At 41.1% G+C, this 20,591-nt stretch carries 15 protein-coding genes and 1 pseudogene; 14 read left to right on the top strand and 2 right to left on the bottom strand.

Going from position 1 to position 20,591, the window contains the following annotated elements; all coding sequences use genetic code 11:
- The first annotated feature begins 89 nt into the window (after positions 1–89).
- Positions 90–1,517: a tRNA (N6-isopentenyl adenosine(37)-C2)-methylthiotransferase MiaB gene (gene miaB, locus ACTNB8_RS00150; protein WP_441051184.1), complete on the top strand. Its 1,428-nt coding sequence runs from the start codon at positions 90–92 to the stop codon at positions 1,515–1,517.
- A gap of 13 nt (positions 1,518–1,530) precedes the next feature.
- Complete coding sequence (locus tag ACTNB8_RS00155) at positions 1,531–2,472, top strand: tRNA dihydrouridine synthase (RefSeq protein WP_441051187.1); 942 nt, start codon at positions 1,531–1,533, stop codon at positions 2,470–2,472.
- A gap of 44 nt (positions 2,473–2,516) precedes the next feature.
- On the opposite strand, the gene ACTNB8_RS00160 is transcribed toward ACTNB8_RS00155, so the two are convergent.
- Entirely contained in the window at positions 2,517–3,050 is a 534-nt protein-coding gene (locus tag ACTNB8_RS00160; RefSeq protein WP_441051189.1) for a hypothetical protein, read from the bottom strand.
- A gap of 296 nt (positions 3,051–3,346) precedes the next feature.
- Here ACTNB8_RS00160 and ACTNB8_RS00165 point away from each other — a divergent pair, with 296 nt between their 5' ends.
- The 4 genes from ACTNB8_RS00165 (at position 3,347) to ACTNB8_RS00180 (ending at position 7,509) form a co-directional block, all read left to right on the top strand.
- On the top strand, positions 3,347–4,711 hold the full coding sequence (locus ACTNB8_RS00165; protein ID WP_441051192.1) for an MATE family efflux transporter: 1,365 nt from the start codon (positions 3,347–3,349) through the stop codon (positions 4,709–4,711).
- A gap of 85 nt (positions 4,712–4,796) precedes the next feature.
- On the top strand, positions 4,797–5,627 hold the full coding sequence (locus tag ACTNB8_RS00170) for a DUF4866 domain-containing protein (RefSeq protein WP_441051194.1): 831 nt from the start codon (positions 4,797–4,799) through the stop codon (positions 5,625–5,627).
- 5 nt (positions 5,628–5,632) lie between these two features.
- On the top strand, positions 5,633–6,961 hold the full coding sequence (locus ACTNB8_RS00175) for a threonine/serine ThrE exporter family protein (RefSeq protein WP_441051196.1): 1,329 nt from the start codon (positions 5,633–5,635) through the stop codon (positions 6,959–6,961).
- A 362-nt stretch (positions 6,962–7,323) separates the two neighbouring features.
- On the top strand, positions 7,324–7,509 hold the full coding sequence (locus ACTNB8_RS00180; protein ID WP_441051198.1) for a hypothetical protein: 186 nt from the start codon (positions 7,324–7,326) through the stop codon (positions 7,507–7,509).
- Positions 7,510–7,598: 89 nt separating this feature from the next.
- On the opposite strand, the gene ACTNB8_RS00185 is transcribed toward ACTNB8_RS00180, so the two are convergent.
- The gene (locus ACTNB8_RS00185; protein WP_441051200.1) at positions 7,599–8,708 is read right to left on the bottom strand and encodes an adenosylcobinamide amidohydrolase; all 1,110 of its coding nucleotides are present in this window, start codon (positions 8,706–8,708) and stop codon (positions 7,599–7,601) included.
- 591 nt (positions 8,709–9,299) lie between these two features.
- On the opposite strand from ACTNB8_RS00185, the gene ACTNB8_RS00190 reads away from it, so the two are divergent.
- The 8 genes and pseudogenes from ACTNB8_RS00190 (at position 9,300) to ACTNB8_RS00225 (ending at position 20,544) form a co-directional block, all read left to right on the top strand.
- Entirely contained in the window at positions 9,300–9,620 is a 321-nt protein-coding gene (locus ACTNB8_RS00190) for a helix-turn-helix domain-containing protein (protein WP_441051202.1), read from the top strand.
- Between the two features lie 388 nt (positions 9,621–10,008).
- Positions 10,009–10,644, top strand: a pseudogene (locus ACTNB8_RS00195) (site-specific integrase).
- A gap of 167 nt (positions 10,645–10,811) precedes the next feature.
- On the top strand, positions 10,812–13,430 hold the full coding sequence (gene mutS, locus ACTNB8_RS00200; RefSeq protein ID WP_441051582.1) for a DNA mismatch repair protein MutS: 2,619 nt from the start codon (positions 10,812–10,814) through the stop codon (positions 13,428–13,430).
- 16 nt (positions 13,431–13,446) lie between these two features.
- The gene (mutL, locus tag ACTNB8_RS00205) at positions 13,447–15,522 is read left to right on the top strand and encodes a DNA mismatch repair endonuclease MutL (protein ID WP_441051205.1); all 2,076 of its coding nucleotides are present in this window, start codon (positions 13,447–13,449) and stop codon (positions 15,520–15,522) included.
- Between the two features lie 9 nt (positions 15,523–15,531).
- The gene (gene miaA, locus ACTNB8_RS00210; protein WP_441051206.1) at positions 15,532–16,476 is read left to right on the top strand and encodes a tRNA (adenosine(37)-N6)-dimethylallyltransferase MiaA; all 945 of its coding nucleotides are present in this window, start codon (positions 15,532–15,534) and stop codon (positions 16,474–16,476) included.
- Position 16,477: 1 nt separating this feature from the next.
- On the top strand, positions 16,478–17,752 hold the full coding sequence (locus tag ACTNB8_RS00215) for an aminotransferase class I/II-fold pyridoxal phosphate-dependent enzyme (protein WP_441051208.1): 1,275 nt from the start codon (positions 16,478–16,480) through the stop codon (positions 17,750–17,752).
- 18 nt (positions 17,753–17,770) lie between these two features.
- Entirely contained in the window at positions 17,771–18,958 is a 1,188-nt protein-coding gene (locus ACTNB8_RS00220; RefSeq protein WP_441051210.1) for an NAD(P)/FAD-dependent oxidoreductase, read from the top strand.
- Positions 18,955–20,544: an NAD(P)/FAD-dependent oxidoreductase gene (locus ACTNB8_RS00225; RefSeq protein WP_441051213.1), complete on the top strand. Its 1,590-nt coding sequence runs from the start codon at positions 18,955–18,957 to the stop codon at positions 20,542–20,544. Before ACTNB8_RS00220 ends, ACTNB8_RS00225 begins: the two co-directional genes overlap by 4 nt.
- Positions 20,545–20,591 lie beyond the last annotated feature (47 nt).

A 20,591-nucleotide genomic window follows, 5' to 3' on the forward strand; every position in this document is an offset into this window, starting at 1 on the left:
CAGTTATCAATAATGTTTTGACAGAAGGTATGATTTCCTGTATCATGTAAATATTGTGTAACAATCGAATCATAAGGAGTTAATATAAAATGACAGAAGAATTAAAGAAAGAACAGAATAAAGCAGATGAGACTGCACGCCAGAAATCGTTTATTGAACTGGCGAAAGCACTGACGGATCAGAAATCCAACTCACTTGGAAGACCGCTTACCTACTGTCTGACAACTTTTGGATGTCAGATGAACGAAAAACAGTCAGAAGCAGTGGCAGGTATCATGGACGAGATCGGTTATAACAGACAGGACAGCGAAGAGGCGGATGTCGTGATCTATAACACATGTACAGTTCGTGAAAATGCCAATCTCAAAGTATATGGCCGTCTTGGACATCTTCACAGTCTGAAAGACCATAACCCGGACATGAAGATCATTCTTTTTGGCTGTATGATGCAGGAACAGCACGTAGTGGAAAAGATCCGTAAATCTTATCCTTTTGTTAATCTTGTTTTCGGAACTCATAATATTTTTAAATTTGCCGAACTTTTTTATGGAATGCTTCAGTCTGACCGTCAGGTGGTTGATATCTGGGAAGGCACAGACCAGATTGTGGAAGATCTTCCTACAGAACGTAACTATACTTTTAAATCAGGTGTAAATATCATGTTTGGATGCAATAACTTCTGCAGTTACTGTATTGTGCCTTATGTAAGAGGACGTGAGCGCAGCCGTGAGCCGGAAGCAATCATAAAAGAAGTGGAGCGTCTGGTGGCAGACGGAGTTTCAGAAGTAATGCTTCTGGGACAGAATGTTAATTCCTATGGAAAGACTCTGGAAAATCCGGTTTCTTTTGCGAAACTTCTGGAGATGCTGGAAGATATTGAAGGGCTGAAAAGAATCCGTTTCATGACTTCACACCCGAAGGATCTTTCCGATGAACTGATCGAGATTATGGCAAAAAGCAAAAAAATCTGTCATCATCTTCATCTGCCTCTTCAGTCCGGAAGCAGCCGTGTCCTGAAAGAAATGAACCGTCGTTACGACAAAGAAAAATATCTGAATCTTGTAGACAAGATCCGTACTGCAATTCCGGATATTTCTCTTACTACTGATATTATCGTAGGTTTTCCGGGAGAGACAGAAGAAGATTTCCAGGAGACTCTTGATGTTGTTGCAAAATGCGGCTATGATACAGCATTTACCTTCCTTTATTCCAAGAGAAGCGGAACACCTGCTGCCCGGAAAGAAGATCAGGTACCGGAAGATGTGGCAAAAGAGCGTTTCAACCGCCTTCTGGCGCTGGTTCAGCAGGAAGGAAGAAAGCGTTCATCACGTTTTGAAGGAACCGTGCAGGAAGTTCTTGTGGAAGAGGAAAGCAAAGAAAAAGGCATTTTTACAGGAAGAACAGAGTATAACCTTCTGGTGCATTTTCCGGGAACAGAAGCGCTTCTGGGTAAATATGTGAAAGTAAATCTTGAAGAGTGCAGAGGATTTTATTATCTTGGAACACTTGCTGAATAAAGGAGAGACAGAAATGGATATTTATCTGGCACCTCTTGAAGGCATTACCGGATATGCGTACAGAAATGCGGTTCATCAGTGTTTCGGAGGTTATGACAAATATTTTATCCCTTTTATCCGTGCAAAACAAAATCTGAGATTCAGTTCACGGGAAACGAAAGATATCCTTCCGGACAATAATAAGGGAATGTATGCGGTTCCGCAGATTCTTACCAGAAATGCGGAAGATTTCCTGAATACAGCCAGACAGATCAGGGAGTTTGGATATAATGAGATCAATCTGAACCTTGGCTGTCCATCCAAAACTGTTGTGTCCAAAGGCTGTGGATCAGGATTTTTAAGTGAGCCGGAAGAACTGGATTGTTTTCTGGAAAAAATATTCAGTGGGTTTGATGGCAGGATTTCTATTAAAACAAGGATTGGCGTTGATGATGCGGAAGACTTTCCGGTGCTGATGGATATATATAATAAATATCCTCTGAAAGAACTGATTATACATGCAAGGGTGCAGAAAGACTTTTATAAAAACACTCCAAATCTTGATGTATTTCAGGAGGCACTTCAAAACAGTAATAACCCGGTGTGTTATAATGGAGATATATTCACAAAAGATGATTATGAGAAATTCCACAGCCGTTTTCCGGAGGTGAACTGTATTATGACCGGTAGGGGAGTACTTGCGAATCCTGCACTTGCCCGTGAGATTAAAGGCGGCCCGTCTCTCACGAAAGAAGAACTGCAGAACTTCCATGATGTGGTTTACAGTTCCTACTGTGAAAATATGTCCGGAGACCGAAATGTTCTTTTTAAAATGAAAGAACTGTGGTTTTATATGGCACCGATGCTGACTGAAAGTAAGAAATATGCAAAAAAAATAAAAAAGTGTGAGAGATGTACAGTGTATGAAAACATTGTAAAAGAATTCTTTTTATCACAGAGTCTAATTATTTCGTAAAAAAAGGAGTATCTTCATAATGGATGAAGGTACTCCTTTTGCCGTTATTCAGTTGTATAACCGGAATCGTTATTATCTTCGTTTATATAATCGTCGCCCGAAGTATCAGCGCCCGGATCGTAGGAGTCCTGATTATCTTCAGAAGAAGTATCTTCCTGAGGATAATCGATCTGATCATCACTGCCGGTGGTATCCTGAGAAGTATCGTAACCCTGATCAGAATCATCTTCTACATAGTCACCGTTATCTTCTGTATCATAAGAAGTATCCGTGTCTGTAGAAGTATCTGTGTCTGCAGAAGTATCGGTGTCCGTGGTATAGTCGGTGTTATCAGAGGAGGTGTCTGAGTCTTCACTGTAGTCGTAATTGCTGTCCTGTGTATAGATAGTAAAGCCGGCATCCTCGGCAGCCTCCTGAGATTCTTTTTCGGCATCGGCAGCAGTTTCGGGAGCTTCTTTAAAAGTTTTACGTGCCCTGGCTACTGTGGCATCTTTTGGGATTACTGCAGTAAGAAGAAGCATGGCGCAGCAGAAGAGAGCAGCCATTCCTACAATTCGCAATTCATTTTTGTATTTCATAATCATTCCTCTTGATCTTATTGTTTTTTGTAACTGTTCACAGATAATATCCCGTGAGGTGTTTTGCCATGAATATGCCAAAATCCCGAGACATACGGGGCAAAATCCCATCACCGAAGGTGATTTGGAATGGATTTTGATCAAGTTGCTGTGAACGGCGTGAACAGTAACATTTTTTTTAGTATAACATGTTTTGATGTGATTTTGTATTTTTTATGTGAAAAAAAGATGATATACTATATATAACTGTTTCGTGGGTGAAGGAAAAATTTAATGGAGGATGGAGTTGAGAAAAAATGAAAAAGAGTAAATATGAAATTGACATGTGCAATGGAAGTATCATGGACAAACTGATATCCTTTTCATTGCCATTAATGTTGTCTGGAATCCTGCAGCTTCTTTTTAATGCAGTAGATATCATTGTGGTGGGAAGATTTACCGGAAGTCAGGCACTGGCAGCAGTTGGTTCTACCACAGCGCTGATCAATATTTTTACCAATCTGTTTATTGGGATCTCTCTGGGTGCGAACGTTCTGGCAGCACGTTTTTATGCTTCCGGCAAAGAGAAAGAAATGTCAGAGACAGTACATACATCTATTACCCTGGCACTGATCAGTGGACTTGTTATGGCACTGGCAGGAGTATTGCTTGCAAGATTCGCACTGAATCTTATGGGAACTCCGAATGATGTAATTGACCAGTCCGTTCTTTATATGAGGATTTATTTTCTGGGAATGCCTTTCTTTATGCTTTATAACTATGGAGCTGCCATATTAAGGGCAGTAGGGGATACCAAAAGACCATTGTTTTTCTTGGTGATCTCAGGTATGACCAATGCAGTTCTGAACCTTGTACTGGTTATTGTGTTTCATATGGGAGTGGCAGGTGTAGCCATAGGAACTATTGTATCTCAGCTGATCTCTAGTATTCTGGTGCTTCGCTGTCTCTACACTTCCAATACCAGTTACCGGCTGTATTTTTCAAAATTAGGAATCAAAACACAGTATCTGAAGCAGATCTTCCAGGTAGGAATACCGGCAGGTATCCAGAGTACAGTGATCAACCTGTCCAATGCCCTTTTGCAGTCTTCTGTAAACTCTTTTGGTTCTGTGGCAATGGCAGGATATACTGCTGCCAATAATATTTTTGGCTTTCTCTATATGTCTGTCAATGCAGTCACCCAGTCCTGTATGAGTTTCACCAGTCAGAACTATGGAGTAAAGAAACTGAAAAGAATGGACAGAGTACTTCTGGACTGTATGATCCTTTCTGTCGGTGTGGCACTGACCCTTGGCTGTGGAGCGTATTTCTTTGGACCGGAACTTCTGAAGATCTACACCAGTGATGCAGATGTAATCCGCTGTGGCGTGGAAGTCCTTGCCTTTACTACAGTACCATATTTCTGTTGTGGTATTATGGATCTGCTCCCGGGAGCCCTCCGGGGAATGGGACATTCCGGAGTACCTATGATTCTTTCGATTATCGGTACCGTAGGAACCAGGATTGTGTGGGTCTTTGGACTTTTCCCTGCACACAGGTCTTTGAGTTTCCTGTTTATTTCCTATCCGGTATCCTGGATCCTTACGATCCTTATGCAGGCAGTGTGCTTCTACTTCGTGAGAAAACATGTGCATCAGTCAGTGAACCAGAATCTAGCATAAATTTTTGTTATATTTAATATACAAGGGATGAAATTTACATTTTATATCGATACTTTTATAATAGGGCATAAAAGGAGGCTTTATTATGAGCACAATTTTTCCAAGAGAAGAAAAAGCAGAACAGATATTTGATGAGATTCTCAAAAACCCTCATGCCTGCGAACGTTTGAAAGATACGTTTTTTGAAGCAATTCCATCAGCGGAAGAAAGTGAAGGTGCAGGAACAGACATTCCGGGAACTGTTTTTGCGGCAGCTCTATTTACTGCATACGAAAATAAAGATCTGTCTGCATTTATGATGGCAGTCTGCAACAGCAGTGTATTTGATCTTCTGCGAAATTCGTTTCTAATTCCGATACGTTTTAATGATAAGGGTGTAGAAAATCCCATATTTCTTACGGACGAAAATGGAGATTTGTTGTCTGGGTCACATCAGCATGCCTGTGCGAAAAAATACAAAATGTTTCATAAGCTGTATGAACAGCAGGATGAGATACCGGATTATCATATGTACATGGCGGACGGATTTCGGGAAAAACATGGTTATAATGAGAAGGGGGAGATTGAGACATTCAGAATTTCAGAACACACAGGAATTCTTATGCTTTTTGAATTTCCGGAATCTGTTACACTGGAGATTAACGAAGAAAGAATTTATGCCATTATATGGAAATATCTGATGAAATTACAGGAAGAGCTGCCCCGGGCATTAATGTATTATGGAAGACGTGATGAGAATGGAGTTGAAAAAAACACCAGCAAACTTGGAATTTTTCTTCCGTTCTGCCATTTTGAACATGAAATGGAAAAAACAGTTGAGCTTGCCAACGGTATCGGTCTTGGATGTCGTGAGGCAATCCTGGCAGAAATAAAGGCTCTGAAAAATGATCCTAAAAACAAAACAGCCGGGGTGTGAATAAAATGCAGCAATTAATAAGAAAAAACCATATGGATATATCTTGGCATGAATATACAGATGAAGATGGCGCCAATGTTCCTGTTACGCAGGCAAGTCTTACAGAAAAGGCATCCATTATCGGACGAGTTGGGATTATGTTACTTTCCTGTGGAACTGGTGCCTGGCGGGTCAGAAGTTCTATGAATACACTTGCTGAAATTATGGGAATTACCTGTACAGCAGATATAGGTCTGATGTCCATAGAGTATACCTGTTTTGATGGTCAGGATGGCTTTTCCCAATCTCTTTGTCTGACCAATACAGGAGTAAATACATCAAAACTAAATCGGCTGGAGCATTTTATCCAGGAATTTGAAGTTGACGGAAAAGATATGTCAGGTGAGGAATTACATGTACTGCTTGATAACATAGAAAAAATTCATGGACTGTACTCACCGATTGCACTTGGTTTTGCGGCTGCTCTGGCCTGCGGCGGATTTACTTTCTTGCTTGGTGGAGGCCCCATTGAAATGTTCTGCGCTTTTATAGGTGCAGGAATTGGAAATTTTCTTCGTTGTAAACTGAGTAAACATCATTTTACTTTATTTTTGTGTATTGTGTCTTCTGTATCACTTGCATGTCTTGTTTATGCGGGACTTCTCAAAATTGGTGAGATGCTGTTTGGGATTTCCATCCAGCACGAGGCAGGGTATATCTGTGCGATGTTGTTTATTATCCCGGGTTTTCCATTTATTACCAGTGGAATTGACCTTGCCAAATTGGATATGCGGTCCGGGACAGAGCGACTGATGTATGCATTGATTGTGATTCTGGTAGCAACCATGGCGGCCTGGCTTATGGCATTAATCCTTCATTTGCAGCCAGTTGATTTCCTGAAAATATCTTTACCAGTTGGAGCCTGGATTTTGCTTCGTCTTATTACAAGTTTTTGTGGGGTATTTGGATTTTCAATTATGTTTAACAGCCCGGTCCGGCTGGCTGCAACAGCAGCAGGAATAGGTGCCATTGCAAATACTCTTCGACTGGAGATGGTTGATATGACTGCCATACCACCTGCAGGAGCTGCTTTTGTAGGTGCACTGACAGCAGGAATCCTGGCATCGCTGATTAAAAATAAAGTAGGATATCCAAGAATTTCCCTGACAGTTCCATCTATTGTGATAATGGTTCCGGGTATGTATCTTTACAGAGGGTTTTATAATCTGGGAATCATGTCCCTAGGTCCGGCAGCGTCCTGGTTTGCATCAGCGATACTGATTATTGCCGCGTTGCCGCTGGGACTGATATTTGCAAGGATACTGACAGATAAAACAGTCCGGTACTGTACATAAACAAAAACAGGTCTGATTGCTCAAATTAACAGATGGATTATAAAAAGGTACTGAAAACCTCCTGATGGTGGTTTCCGGTACTTTTTTTGTCAGAGAGAAAAATAGAATAACAGGATATGAGTCCGATAAAAGAAAATGACGTGCAAGAACCACTGACTGTAAATGGGGCTGTTGGAAGACTCATGACTGTAATTGGTGCATATACAAAGAAAAATCCCCGAGAAATCGGGGACTTTTCTCACGCCGCACCGCTATCAGTGTGACGTCATAATATGATCTCACAAACAGGAATGCGGATGAAATGCACAGTCCGGTTGTTGTAAAATGGCTACATGAATTAAAAGACGCGAGGAGTCGAGCCTATGTGCCATGAAATGGAAAAGATTTATAGAGAAGGAATGGAAAGCGGGGAATTAAAGGCAAAAAAAGAAACAGCTCTTTCTATGGCAGAAGAGGGGATGGATGTTAAGAAAATTGCCCGCCTGGTTAAAGTAATCGAAGACGATATCCAGAAATGGATTGATGAAAACATGTGTGTAGCGAAGTAAATAAAAATGATATTATAGTGGGTAAGCCGGTTTTCGACTTACCCATTTATATTAAAAGTTAGAAATTTTGAGCACTATGTCCAACAATTCTAAATAGCAATATACAATAAAAGCAGATACATAAGCTGTTCTTTTAATGAAAAATGCAGCAATCCGGGCTGCTCCCATGCTTTTGCCGGATATGCTTTTTCAAAAAAGTCTCCATCTTTCCAATAGAGTCCATAAATTAGAAGACGTTTCCCCTCCCGGATAGCTTCCGGCTCCATAATCAGCTCCCAACGAACCTGATCCATAAGGTGAAGATAAAGTGATACACATAGAACCAGGTTACTGGTACGATTGTGTGTAAGAAACTTCTGCTCCAATAATGAGGGCATTTCAAAAGAAATCTTAAAATCATTAAAAATTTTTCTGTATTCTATATAAAACTCCCATAAAGTAGCAGGTGTGATCTTATATCTTGCAGTGCGTGCAGATAAAAGAAATTGCCTCGGGCCAGAGGCCGCTGTTTGGTTAAGAAGAGCTTGTTTTACGGCAGATTTCACGGATTTTCCAATCAGTTCACCAAGTTTGGAATGTCCAGAAGCATCCGTAAGAGTTCTGGTACCACAAAGATTAGAAGCGATTACAATTCCATCAGTCCCAGAACCTGTTGCGATTTCTTCGGAATAGCAGCTTCCCAGTAATAACTGAGAAACAGCAGCAGCTTTCGATTCTCCACAAAGCATCAGTGCTCTGGACATTGCTGTATCAGTCAAATTCTGATTAATGAACAGAAAAATATTGATTGTTCCAGGAAGAAGCATTTCATAATTTCCGTCCTCTTCGTAGTAAGAAGCGGGATCACCGGGATGCATGCCATTGGAGTCAATTCCACCGGTCACAACAGCAGTTACCGTAAGATCCCGGAAGCATACTTCTTCTATAGCACGTAATTCAGTCCAGGCTGCGGTACTTAAGGCAGTAGTGCAGGAGGGTGAAAGACCAAGGGCGTGGACATGTGCAGCTAGATCTTTTTCATAAGTATCTCCAAGCATTTTACATTCATAAGAACCATTCATACAATTGATATTTACAGCATGAGAAAGGTGTCTTGTAAGGCCTCCGTTTAAAGGACTTGTGCTAAGAACTTTTGCTTTTTGTGAAAAAGTGAAGATGGTATTCCCCAATTTTTGCTCGCTGGTAAAAAATGTATTCATTACGTTTCCTTCTTGTATGTTTTTTATTTATTTTATTAATATCTTTTGCTTACGTCAATTGAAAGTGTTATCTTCTATATACTTTCGGGTATCAAAGGATATTGACTGGATGAAAGGGAAGGCTGATAGGACATTTAATGAAAATTAGATATAAAAAATGTATGTACAAAAGGTGAGAACTTGTCGTTATAAAACAATACTTTTATATAAGTACAAAATAGTCTAAAATCTCAAAAAAATAATTTTTTTAAATTTTTCAGCTTTAATGAGAAAAAAAGTATAATAATTCGCAAAAAAAAGTTAGTTGCACTTAATAGCTATTAATGCAGGATTTTAAGGACCTATGTTATAATCATATTGCTGGAGCGAAGAACGCTCCAAAAAAAATCTCAGCGAGTTAGTCTTGTGAAACCGACTAAGTCACTGAAAAAAGTAAAAATTAATTTGGTATTTACAGGATCAACCTGTGATACATAGATCGCAATATTTCGATGGCCATGAGGGAGGGGCGACTTTGAAAAAGGATGAATATAGTTTGTTGGCATTATTCGGAAATATAGATGATGAATACATTACCCAGGCATTACAGTCGTGGAAAAGGCAGACGAGACGATTCATGATATATCATATTGGGAGAAAAGCTGCCTGTTTGGTAGTTATTGTGATATTGGGACTTTGCTTGGCATTTCACGATATTATGTTGAAATTACAGATATGTTGCGAAAAAAAACACAGCCGGAAGCAAACAACGATAAAATTCTTATATCCGTTAAAGAAGCCTGTGAGCTTATAGGACTTTCTGAGAAAATAATGAGATCGTTGATGAATGAAAACTGTTTCATGGTACGGATTGGGCGTAGAACACTGATTGATAAGAAAAAATTTCAAAAATGGATAGATCGGCAGTCTTGAAAGCTTTTTTTTGTTGTGCTAAAATATATATCCAGTGCCATGCATTATCATCAGAAAGGCTGGTGGTGTTATGGGCAAAAACTTAAAGGGTAAAGAATTAGGAAAAGGATTATATCAAAGAAAAGATAGACGATAAGAGGTCAGAATTTTCGTTCGCGGTACAGGAAAAACGTTTTCAATTTATGGTACAAATTTACAATATCTAAAAAAAGAAAGAAATGCCTACCTTGCTAATGTTGCCCCCGGAATTGCAGGATATGATCCTAGAATTTCTGTTTCAAAGTGGTATGAAAAATGGATGCTTATTTATGTGGTGCATTCTGTTAAAGCAACCACTTTAAGTAACTATATAAATGGTTTTGAGCGAGTAAGAGAATATATTGGTTACATGAGGTTAATAGAGGTTCGTCCAACACATATATGTCTTAGTATATATGACACTCATCGTTTCCTTGAGAGCTGCAAGAATACCCGGTATTATGAACTCTTTTTTATTCTTCTTCATACAGGATTACGTATAGGGGAAGCACTTGCCCTAGAATGGTGTAATCTTGACTTTAAGCATGAAAAGCTTCGTGTATATAAAACCTTAAACAGAGTTACAAAATATTATGATTCGAAAGGAAATGAACTTCCTGAAAGGTATTCTACTATTCAGATTACAACACCAAAGAAAAGTGCCAGCAATAGAAAGGTTCCATTAACGGATGCAGTGATTGCTGCTTTTATGAGCTGGAAGGAAAACAGGATCGTGATAAAGAAAAACTGGGAAAAAACTGGGGAAAACCAAATATACTTTTAAAAAAATATCCCGGTCTGATTTTTACAACATCTTCAGGAAGAAGTTATTTTCCGTCATACTTTTGTAACAAGATGCACTCAATCGGGAATGGATGCTGCTACAGTAAAGAAAATAGCTGGACACTCTGATGAAAAAATGACTAATTATTATACACACATTGAAGAAGAACATATAGATGACGAATACGAACTGTATATTCAAAAATACGGAACAGAAAGCTGATTTTGCTGATGAAATGAGATTTTAGGAAGAGGTTTAAATATTTGGAAAAAACAAGAAACACTGAAGAAGAAAAAAAAATGGGTCAAAAGTGGGTCAAAGAGGAACATAAAGCATCTACATGCCGCGTAAATACAGGGTTTCCAGTTAACACAGGGAAATTATCACCGATGATGAGAGAGTACTGTAAAACAAAAGAAGAATATAAAGATGCAATTCTGTTTTACAGACTTGGAGATTTTTATGAAATGTTCTTTGATGATGCATTGCTGGTATCGAGAGAACTTGAGCTTACACTGACAGGTAAGGACTGTGGGCTGGAAGAAAGAGCGCCTATGTGTGGCATCCCTTTTCATGCGGCAGAAACATACATAAAAAGACTGATCGAAAATGGACATAAGGTTGCAATCTGCGAACAGGTGGAAGACCCGAAGAAAGCAAAAGGACTGGTAAAAAGAGAAGTGATACGTGTGGTCACTCCGGGAACAACACTGGATGCCACGTCACTGGATGAATCCAAGAACAATTATCTGATGTCAATTGTATCAATGGAAGATCATTTTGGGTGTGCCATTGCGGATATTACTACAGGTGACTGTTTTCTTACAGAAGTTGACCGTCCACAGAAACTTCTGGATGAGATTAACAAATTCGTACCTGCAGAGATTATCTGTAATGACGCTTTTTTTATGAGTGGTGTTGATACAGAAGATCTGAAAGACAGACTCAAAATCTGTATCTTTCCGCTTGACAACTGGTATTTTGATGATACTCTCTGCAAAAGAACGCTGAAAGAACATTTTCATGTAAATACATTGGAAGGTCTTGGAATTCAGGATTATGACAGTGGTGTAATTGCAGCAGGTGCACTGTTTCAGTATCTGACAGAAACCCAGAAGACGGCATTGTCTCATATGGCTACCATACGGCCATATACGGCTGAGAAATTTATGCTTATCGACAGTTCCAGCCGCCGTAACCTGGAACTTGTAGAAACACTGAGAGAAAAGCAAAAAAGAGGTTCTCTTCTCTGGGTCCTGGACAAGACAAGAACAGCTATGGGAGCCAGAACACTGAGAAGTTATGTGGAACAGCCACTGATTGATGCAGAAGAAATCAACCGCAGGCTTGATGCAGTGGAAGAGCTTACACAGAAACCGATGCTGAGAGATGAGATCCGAGAGTACCTGAATCCGGTTTATGATCTGGAACGTCTGATCAGCCGTATCAGTTATCAGTCGGCAAATCCAAGAGACATGGTTGCTTTTGCCTCCTCGCTTGAAATGATTCCTTATATCCGACAGGTGCTTAAAGAATTTCAGGTGCCGGTACTGAAACAGATTTATGAAGATATGGATCCTCTGGAAGATGTTACAGCACTGATCAAAAAGTCTATCGTAGATGAACCACCTATTGCGCAGAAAGATGGCGGTATTATCCGTGAAGGATATAATGAAGATGTAGATAAATTCCGAAGATCCAGAACCGATGGTAAAAAGTGGCTGACAGAACTGGAAGCGAGAGAAAAAGAACGTACAGGAATTAAAACTCTCAAGGTTAAATACAGCCGTGTGTTCGGATATGCACTGGAAGTTACTAATTCATTCAAAAATCTTGTCCCTGAAGATTATGTCCGTAAACAGACACTTACAAACGCAGAACGATACATCACGAAGGAACTGAAGGATCTGGAAGATCTGATCCTCGGAGCTGAAGACCGGCTTTATGCTCTTGAATATGAACTTTTTGCAGATGTAAGAGAAAAAGTGGGCAGGGAAGTTGTACGTATACAGAAGACAGCCAAGGCAGTTGCAGCTCTGGATGTTTTTGCTTCGCTGGCTCTTGTTGCAGAGAGGAACAATTTTGTAAAACCAAAAGTAAATGAAAACGGGGTACTGGATATCAAGAATGGCCGTCATCCTGTTGTTGAGCAGATGATCGAAAACGATATGTTCATAGCGAATGATACTTATCTGGATAACCAGAAAAAACGTGTATCTATTATTACGGGACCTAATATGGCCGGTAAATCAACTTACATGCGTCAGACGGCGCTGATCGTACTGATGGCACAGATCGGAAGTTTTGTTCCTGCCGAAAAAGCGAATATAGGAGTTGTTGACCGTATCTTTACAAGGGTAGGAGCGTCCGATGACCTTGCCAGCGGACAGAGTACCTTTATGGTTGAGATGACAGAAGTGGCTAATATTCTCAGAAATGCAACATCCAGGAGCCTTCTGATTCTGGATGAGATAGGAAGAGGAACCAGTACTTTTGACGGACTTGCCATTGCATGGGCAGTGATAGAACATATAAGTAATGTGAAACTCTGCGGAGCCAAGACTCTTTTTGCTACACATTATCATGAACTGACGGAACTGGAAGGCAAGATTCCGGGCGTGAATAATTATTGTATAGCAGTCAAAGAAAAAGGAGATGATATTGTTTTTCTCCGTAAAATCGTAAAAGGCGGTGCAGATAAGAGTTATGGTATTCAGGTGGCGAAACTTGCCGGAGTGCCGGATTCTGTTATTAACAGAGCCAAAGAACTGGTGGAAGAGCTCAGTGACGCAGATATCACGGCAGCGGTAAAGGATCTTACCGCACCGAAGAAAAAGCAGAAGATTGTTTACGATCAGGTGGATATGGCACAGATGTCATTGTTTGATACTGTACAGGATAACGATATTGTTGACGAAATACGTGATCTGGATATGACAAATCTGACACCTATGGAGGCAATGAATATTTTATATAATCTGCAGAATAAAATCAAAAATCGCTGGTAGAAACTAGGAGGTCGCTTTGAGAAAAATTGCAGTTTTGGATCAGAATACTATTGATAAGATCGCAGCAGGAGAAGTTGTAGAGCGCCCTTCTTCTGTAGTAAAAGAACTGGTGGAAAACGCTATTGATGCAGGAGCTACTGCGGTTACTGTGGAAATAACAGACGGTGGAAAGAAACTGATCCGTATCACCGACAATGGAGCTGGAATGGAGGCAGATCAGATTCCGCTTGCGTTCCTCAGACATGCTACAAGTAAAATCGAAAAAGTAGAAGATCTGGAGCATATTGCTTCACTGGGATTCCGTGGTGAGGCACTTTCCAGTATTGCGGCGGTGTCTCAGGTGGAACTGATCACGAAAACACCTGCAGCGGTCAGTGGTTCCAGATATGTTATAGAAGGTGGTGTTGAGCATTCACTTGAGGAACTTGGCGCACCGGATGGAACGACATTTCTGGTAAGAAATCTTTTTTATAATACTCCTGCGAGAAGCAAATTTCTGAAGGCGGATATGACAGAAGCAAATTATATTCATACAATGATGGAACAACTTGCTCTTTCCCATCCTGAAATATCATTTAAATATATACAGAACAAACAGGTGAAACTTCATACATCTGGAAATTACAGTGTCAAAGATGTGATTTACAGTGTTTATGGAAGGGATATTGCAAAAGCTCTGCTGGAAGTTTCTGTTGAAAATCAGTTTATGAAAATTGTCGGTTTTATTGGAAAGCCGGAAATTGCCAGAGGGAACCGTTCTTTTGAAAATTATTATATCAATGGCCGTTATGTAAAAAATAATATTATCACAAAAGCCATAGAAAACGCTTACAGAGGATTTCTGATGCAGCACAAGTTTCCATTTGTTTCACTCAGAATGGAAATGGAAGGAAATGATCTCGATGTAAATGTTCATCCTGCAAAAAGAGAAGTGCGTTTTGCCAGGGAACAGGAAGTTTATGATATCATTTACGATGCTGTCAGAGGTGCGCTTACAAGACGGGAGATGATACCAAAGGTTTCGGCAGGCCCTGATCACACAGAACACGGAGATAAAAAGGAAACTGTAAAATCAGTCCAGGTTCCAGAACCTTTTGAGCAGAAACGCCGGGAGGTATTGTATGAAGCACAAAAGAGTGCAAAACCGGTGGAAAGCAATCTGGAGAAAGAAACACCAGTTTCTGTGCTTAAAGAACCATCAGCACCGTATCGCCCAGTAGAATCTACTGGTAAAACTACTGTGGTTTCTCATGTGGGATCGGTGACAGATGAGCCCAGGACGGCTGCGTTTACGAAAGATGAAGAAGAGATGTTCAGCGGAACTCTCAGAGAAAACCAGAAACGGGATGAAGAGAGAAAACTGTCAGAAATTTCAAAGCAGGCAGAAGCACCAAAGCTTCAGGAGAAAGAACCTGAAGTGCAGGAAGAACTACAGAAGAAACCGGAAGTACAGGAAGAACCGGCACCGAAGCAGTTAGAACTTTTTGAGGAGAAGCTGCTTGCACCGGAATCACGAAGTCGTATTGATCTGATCGGACAGATATTTGACACTTACTGGCTGGTGCAGTTTGGGGATAATTTTTATATTATTGACCAGCATGCGGCTCATGAAAAAGTATATTATGAACGACTTGTGAAACAATTCAGGGAACATTCTATTGATTCACAATACCTGAATCCACCGCTGATCATTTCCCTGAGTATGCAGGAAGAGGAAGTCCTGAAAGCAAATACGGATTATTTCAGACAGTTTGGATTTGAAATTGAGAATTTTGGAGGAAGAGAATACTGTGTGAGCGCAGTGCCTTCTAATTTGTATGGCCTTACGGAAGAAAATCTTTTTCTGGAGATGCTTGATAACCTGGCTGCAAATAACAGTAAAGATGCACTTGATATTTTTGCCTCAAGAATTGCAACTATGGCATGCAAGGCAGCGGTAAAGGGAAATCATGCAATGTCTGTTCAGGAGGCTGAGAAACTGATTGATGAACTCCTGACGCTGGAAAATCCGTACCATTGTCCTCATGGACGTCCTACTATTATTGCAATGACAAGGACTGAACTGGAAAAGAAATTTAAGAGAATTGTATAGGAGGCGGAAATGAAAAAACCATTGATCGTGCTGACGGGTCCTACAGCAGTGGGAAAAACAAGTCTTTCTATTTCACTGGCAAAAGCTGTAAATGGTGAAATCATATCTGCCGATTCCATGCAGGTATATAAAAAAATGGATATTGGTTCAGCGAAGATCCGTCCGGAAGAAATGCAGGGTGTGAAGCATTATCTGGTGGATGTTCTGGAGCCTGAAGAAGAATTTCATATTGTGAAATTTCAGCAGATGGCAAAAGAAGCCATGGAAAAAATCTATGCTAAGGGAAAAATCCCGATTCTCGTAGGAGGAACCGGATTTTATATCCAGGCTGTAACCAGAGATATTGATTTTACAGAGGCGCAGCAGGAAAATACGTATCGAACAGAGCTAGAGGCTCTGGCTGAGGAAAAAGGTGCGGAATTTCTGCATGATATGCTTCGTAAGGTTGATCCGGCAAGTGCTGATGCGATTCATGCGAATAATGTTAAACGAGTGATCCGTGCACTTGAATTTTATCATCAGAACGGAACTCCAATCTCGGCTCACAATGAGGAGCAGAAAAAACAGACAAGTCCGTATGATCTGGCATATTTTGTTTTGAATGCACCGAGAGATATTCTCTATGAGAGAATTGATAAACGAGTGGATCAGATGATGGATGAGGGTTTGATCAAAGAAGTAGAAGACCTTAAAAATGAAGGTTGCCATCGGGGCATGGTTTCTATGCAGGGACTTGGATATAAAGAGATACTTGATTATCTGGATGGCGTATATCCTCTGGAAGAAGCGGTGCGTATTCTTAAAAGAGATACAAGACATTTTGCAAAAAGACAGCTTACATGGTTCCGTCGTGAATCGGATGTGATCTGGGTCGATAAGGATAAATTCAACTGGGATGAAAAAGAAATCCTGGATTATATGGTAAATATTTGCAGGGAAAGGAATTTGATTTAAAATGAAAGAACTTTATGAACAGCTTGGGATATCTTCTCAGGTTTATGATTTTGGAGCTAAGATAGAGGAAGCTTTAAAAGAGAGATTTGCAGAATTTGACAGAATAGCAGAATACAATCAGCTTAAAGTACTGATGGCTATGCAGAAAAACAAAGTAAGTGCTGAGTGTTTCCAGTCCTCATCAGGATACGGATATGATGATTATGGACGTGATACTCTTGAAAAAGTCTATGCAGATACTTTCCATACCGAGGCATGCCTGATCCGTTCTCAGATCACCTGTGGTACACATGCGCTTGCAATTGCTCTTTTTGGAAATCTTCGTCCGGGAGATGAGATCCTTGCACCGGCAGGAAAACCATATGATACTCTTGAAGAAGTAATCGGTATCCGTCCGTCCAGAGGCTCTCTTGCAGAATATGGTGTTACTTATAAGCAGGTTGATCTCAAAGAAGATAATACTTTTGATTATGATGCCATTTGTGCTGCAATCAATGAAAAGACCAGACTTGTTGAAATCCAGCGTTCCAAAGGATATCAGACACGTCCTTCTTATTCAGTGCAGCAGATCGGAGAATTGATCGCATTTGTCAAGAGTATTAAACCGGATGTGATCTGTATGGTAGATAACTGCTATGGAGAATTTGTTGATACTGTGGAGCCAAGTGATGTTGGTGCAGATATGATCGTCGGTTCTCTTATTAAAAATCCGGGCGGTGGTCTTGCGCCAATTGGCGGATATATCGCAGGAACTAAAGAATGTGTTGAAAATGCGGCAACCCGTATGACATGTCCGGGACTTGGAATGGAAGTCGGAGCCTCCCTTGGTGTGAACCGTTCTTTCTATCAGGGATTCTTCCTTGCACCGATGGTGACAAAGGGGGCTCTAAAGGGCGCTGTTTTTGCAGCTAATATTTATGAAAAACTCGGATTTCCGGTAATTCCGAACGGAAGCGAACCTCGTCAGGATATCATTCAGGCGGTTACATTTGGTACACCTGAAGGTCTTATTGCATTTTGTCAGGGAATCCAGGCAGCAGCTCCTGTAGACAGCTATGTTGCTCCGGAACCGTGGGATATGCCAGGTTATGACAGTAAAGTTATTATGGCAGCAGGTGCATTTGTACAGGGATCTTCTATTGAACTTTCCGCAGACGGGCCGCTGAAACCACCGTATGCTGCATATTTTCAGGGAGGACTTACCTGGGAGCATGCCAAATTCGGTGTTTTGATGTCACTTCAGAAGCTTGTTGATGCAAAAATCGTAACTCTTTAAATCTTTGAGGATAATAAAATGGGCGACAAACTACAGGTGATCGTTGTCGGAGGCGGAGCTTCAGGCCTTATGGCAGCAGTCATTGCAGCGCAAAATGGTGCCGCAGTCACGGTTCTTGAACAGAACGAGAATCCGGGACGCAAGATATGCGTAACCGGTAACGGAAGATGTAATCTTACCAATAAAGATATGCGCCCTGAGATATTTCGGGGTGAACATCCTGAAATAGTTGAGAGCGTTCTGGATCAGTTTACACTGGAAAATACGATAGATTTTTTTGAAGAGATTGGTGTTGCTTTTACTGACCGTAAGGGCTGGCTTTATCCGAGAAGTAATCAGGCCAAATGTATCACGGAGCTCCTTGTTCTAAAATGCAGAGCCTTAAAAGTCAAGATCAAAACCAGAGAAAAAGTGGAAGCTGTTTCTTTTGAAAACGGTCGATGGAAGGCAAAAACTTCGGGCTGGATGTATGAGGGTGATCGGGTGATCCTTGCAAACGGTTCAAAAGCTTCACAGGTTCCTGGCTCTGACGGCAGCGGTTATGAGATTGCAAAAAGGCTGGGATATCGGATCATCAGTCCACTTCCCGCTCTTACCGGACTTAAGTGTAAAGGTAATAATTTTTCAGCCTGGGCAGGCATCCGTACTGATGCAGAGGTGTCTCTGAAAATCGACGGACAGGTGCTCCTGAAAGAAAGCGGGGAAGTTCAGCTTACTGATTATGGTGTATCTGGTATTCCTGTATTTCAGCTGAGCCGCTTTGCAATCCGTGCACTTGATGATGGAAGAAGAGTAAGCCTTTCTGTGAATTTCCTTCCTGAATACACGAAGGAATCACTGAAGAAATGTCTGGAAAAAAGAAGAGAACTATGTCCGTATCAGTCAGATGCAGAACTTCTTCTTGGACTTCTGCCGGACAAGCTGATCAAAATGTTTCATAAACAAAAATCTGATCTTTGTCAGACGATCACAGAATATACGCTGGAAGTAAAGGCAAGTACAGGATTTGAACAGGCACAGATCTGCTCAGGAGGCATTGATACAACACAGGTGAATACTAAAACTCTGGAATCATTGCTGCACAGAGGCCTTTATTTTGCCGGAGAACTGCTCGATATTGACGGGCCGTGTGGTGGTTATAATCTTCAGTGGGCATGGTCAAGTGGTGCTGTGGCCGGCTTATACAGCGCAAAGGAGAATTTATGATTAGAATCACGCAGTTAAAGCTTCCGGTGGGACATAAACCGGAGCAGTTACGTAAAAAAATTGCCAGGACGCTGAAATGTGCTGAAGGTGCTTTTGAGTACGAGATCATCAGACAGTCGCTGGATGCAAGGCATAAAGACGATAAGAAGTTCGTTTATACAGTTGATGTCAAAATACCTGAAGAAAATAAGATTTTACGCAAGGTTCACAATAATAATATTATGTCAATCACTCCGAAGGAATATCAGTTTCCAGAGCCTGGCACAGAAGAACTGAACGTTTCGCCTGTTGTTGTAGGAAGTGGTCCGGCAGGACTTTTCTGTGCATGGTATCTGGCAAGAGCCGGTTATCGTCCGCTTGTGATCGAGCGTGGACAGGAAGCTCAGAAACGTAAAGAGACAGTAGACCATTTCTGGAAAGATGGTGTGCTGGATCCGGATTCCAATGTACAGTTCGGAGAGGGCGGTGCAGGAACTTTTTCAGATGGCAAACTGAATACGCTTGTCAAAGACCAAAATGGACGTAATCACGAAGTATTGAAGCGATTTGTAGAAGCCGGAGCTCCGAAGGAAATAATTTATCAGCACAAGCCACATTTAGGTACGGATGTATTGATCGGAATTGTTGAGACTCTGCGTTATCAGATCGAAGAGATGGGAGGAAGCTTCCGTTTTGAGACTAAACTGACAGATCTTCGTATTGAGAACGGTAAGCTCACAGCCATCGAAGTGAATGGTGACGAAATCATTCCGACAGAGGTGTGTGTTCTTGCACTCGGCCACAGTGCCAGAGATACTGTTTCTATGCTCCATAAAAGAGGCATTTTTATGGAACCGAAATCTTTTGCGGTCGGACTTCGTATGGAACACCCGCAGAAGATGATCAATTATGATCTTTACGGCGAGGAGGAAAATGAATTTCTCGGAGCTGCAAATTATAAAGTAACGCATACATGCGAGAATGGCCGTGGAGTTTATTCTTTCTGCATGTGTCCGGGCGGATATGTTGTTAATGCTTCTTCAGAGCCTGGAATGCTGGCTGTGAATGGGATGAGCTATCAGGCGCGTGACAGTAAAAATGCAAACAGTGCGCTTATTGTTACAGTCACTCCTGAGGATTTTCCGGAGGAAGGTCCGCTTGGTGGTGTTCAGTTCCAGAGAAATCTGGAAAAAGCTGCCTGGGTGCTTGGAAAGGGCAAAATTCCGGTACAGCTTTTTGGTGATTATAAGGCTCATCGTGCAAGCACAAATCTTGGAGAAGTTGAGCCTCAGATGAAGGGTGGATATGTTCTTACAGATGTACGTTCAATACTGCCGAAATCTATTGGTGATTCCATAGAAGAGGGAATTCTTGCGTTTGGCAGAAAGCTGGAAGGATTTGACCGTGACGATGCGCTTTTAAGCGGCGTGGAGAGCCGTACCTCCTCTCCTGTGAGAATCGTGCGAGACAAAACAGGTCTGGCCAATATTGGCGGAATCTATCCATGCGGCGAAGGCGCCGGTTACGCAGGAGGTATCACTTCCGCTGCGATGGACGGAATTAAGATCGCAGAGATGATTAGTAGTAAATATAAGTTTTACTCATGATGACCGATATAGATCAAAATGTTGTATAGATCAACAGAATGATAAAA

Origin of the sequence: Blautia sp. HCP28S3_G10, from assembly GCF_052065235.1 — a bacterium.
In the GTDB taxonomy this organism is placed as follows: Bacteria; Bacillota; Clostridia; order Lachnospirales; family Lachnospiraceae; genus Blautia_A.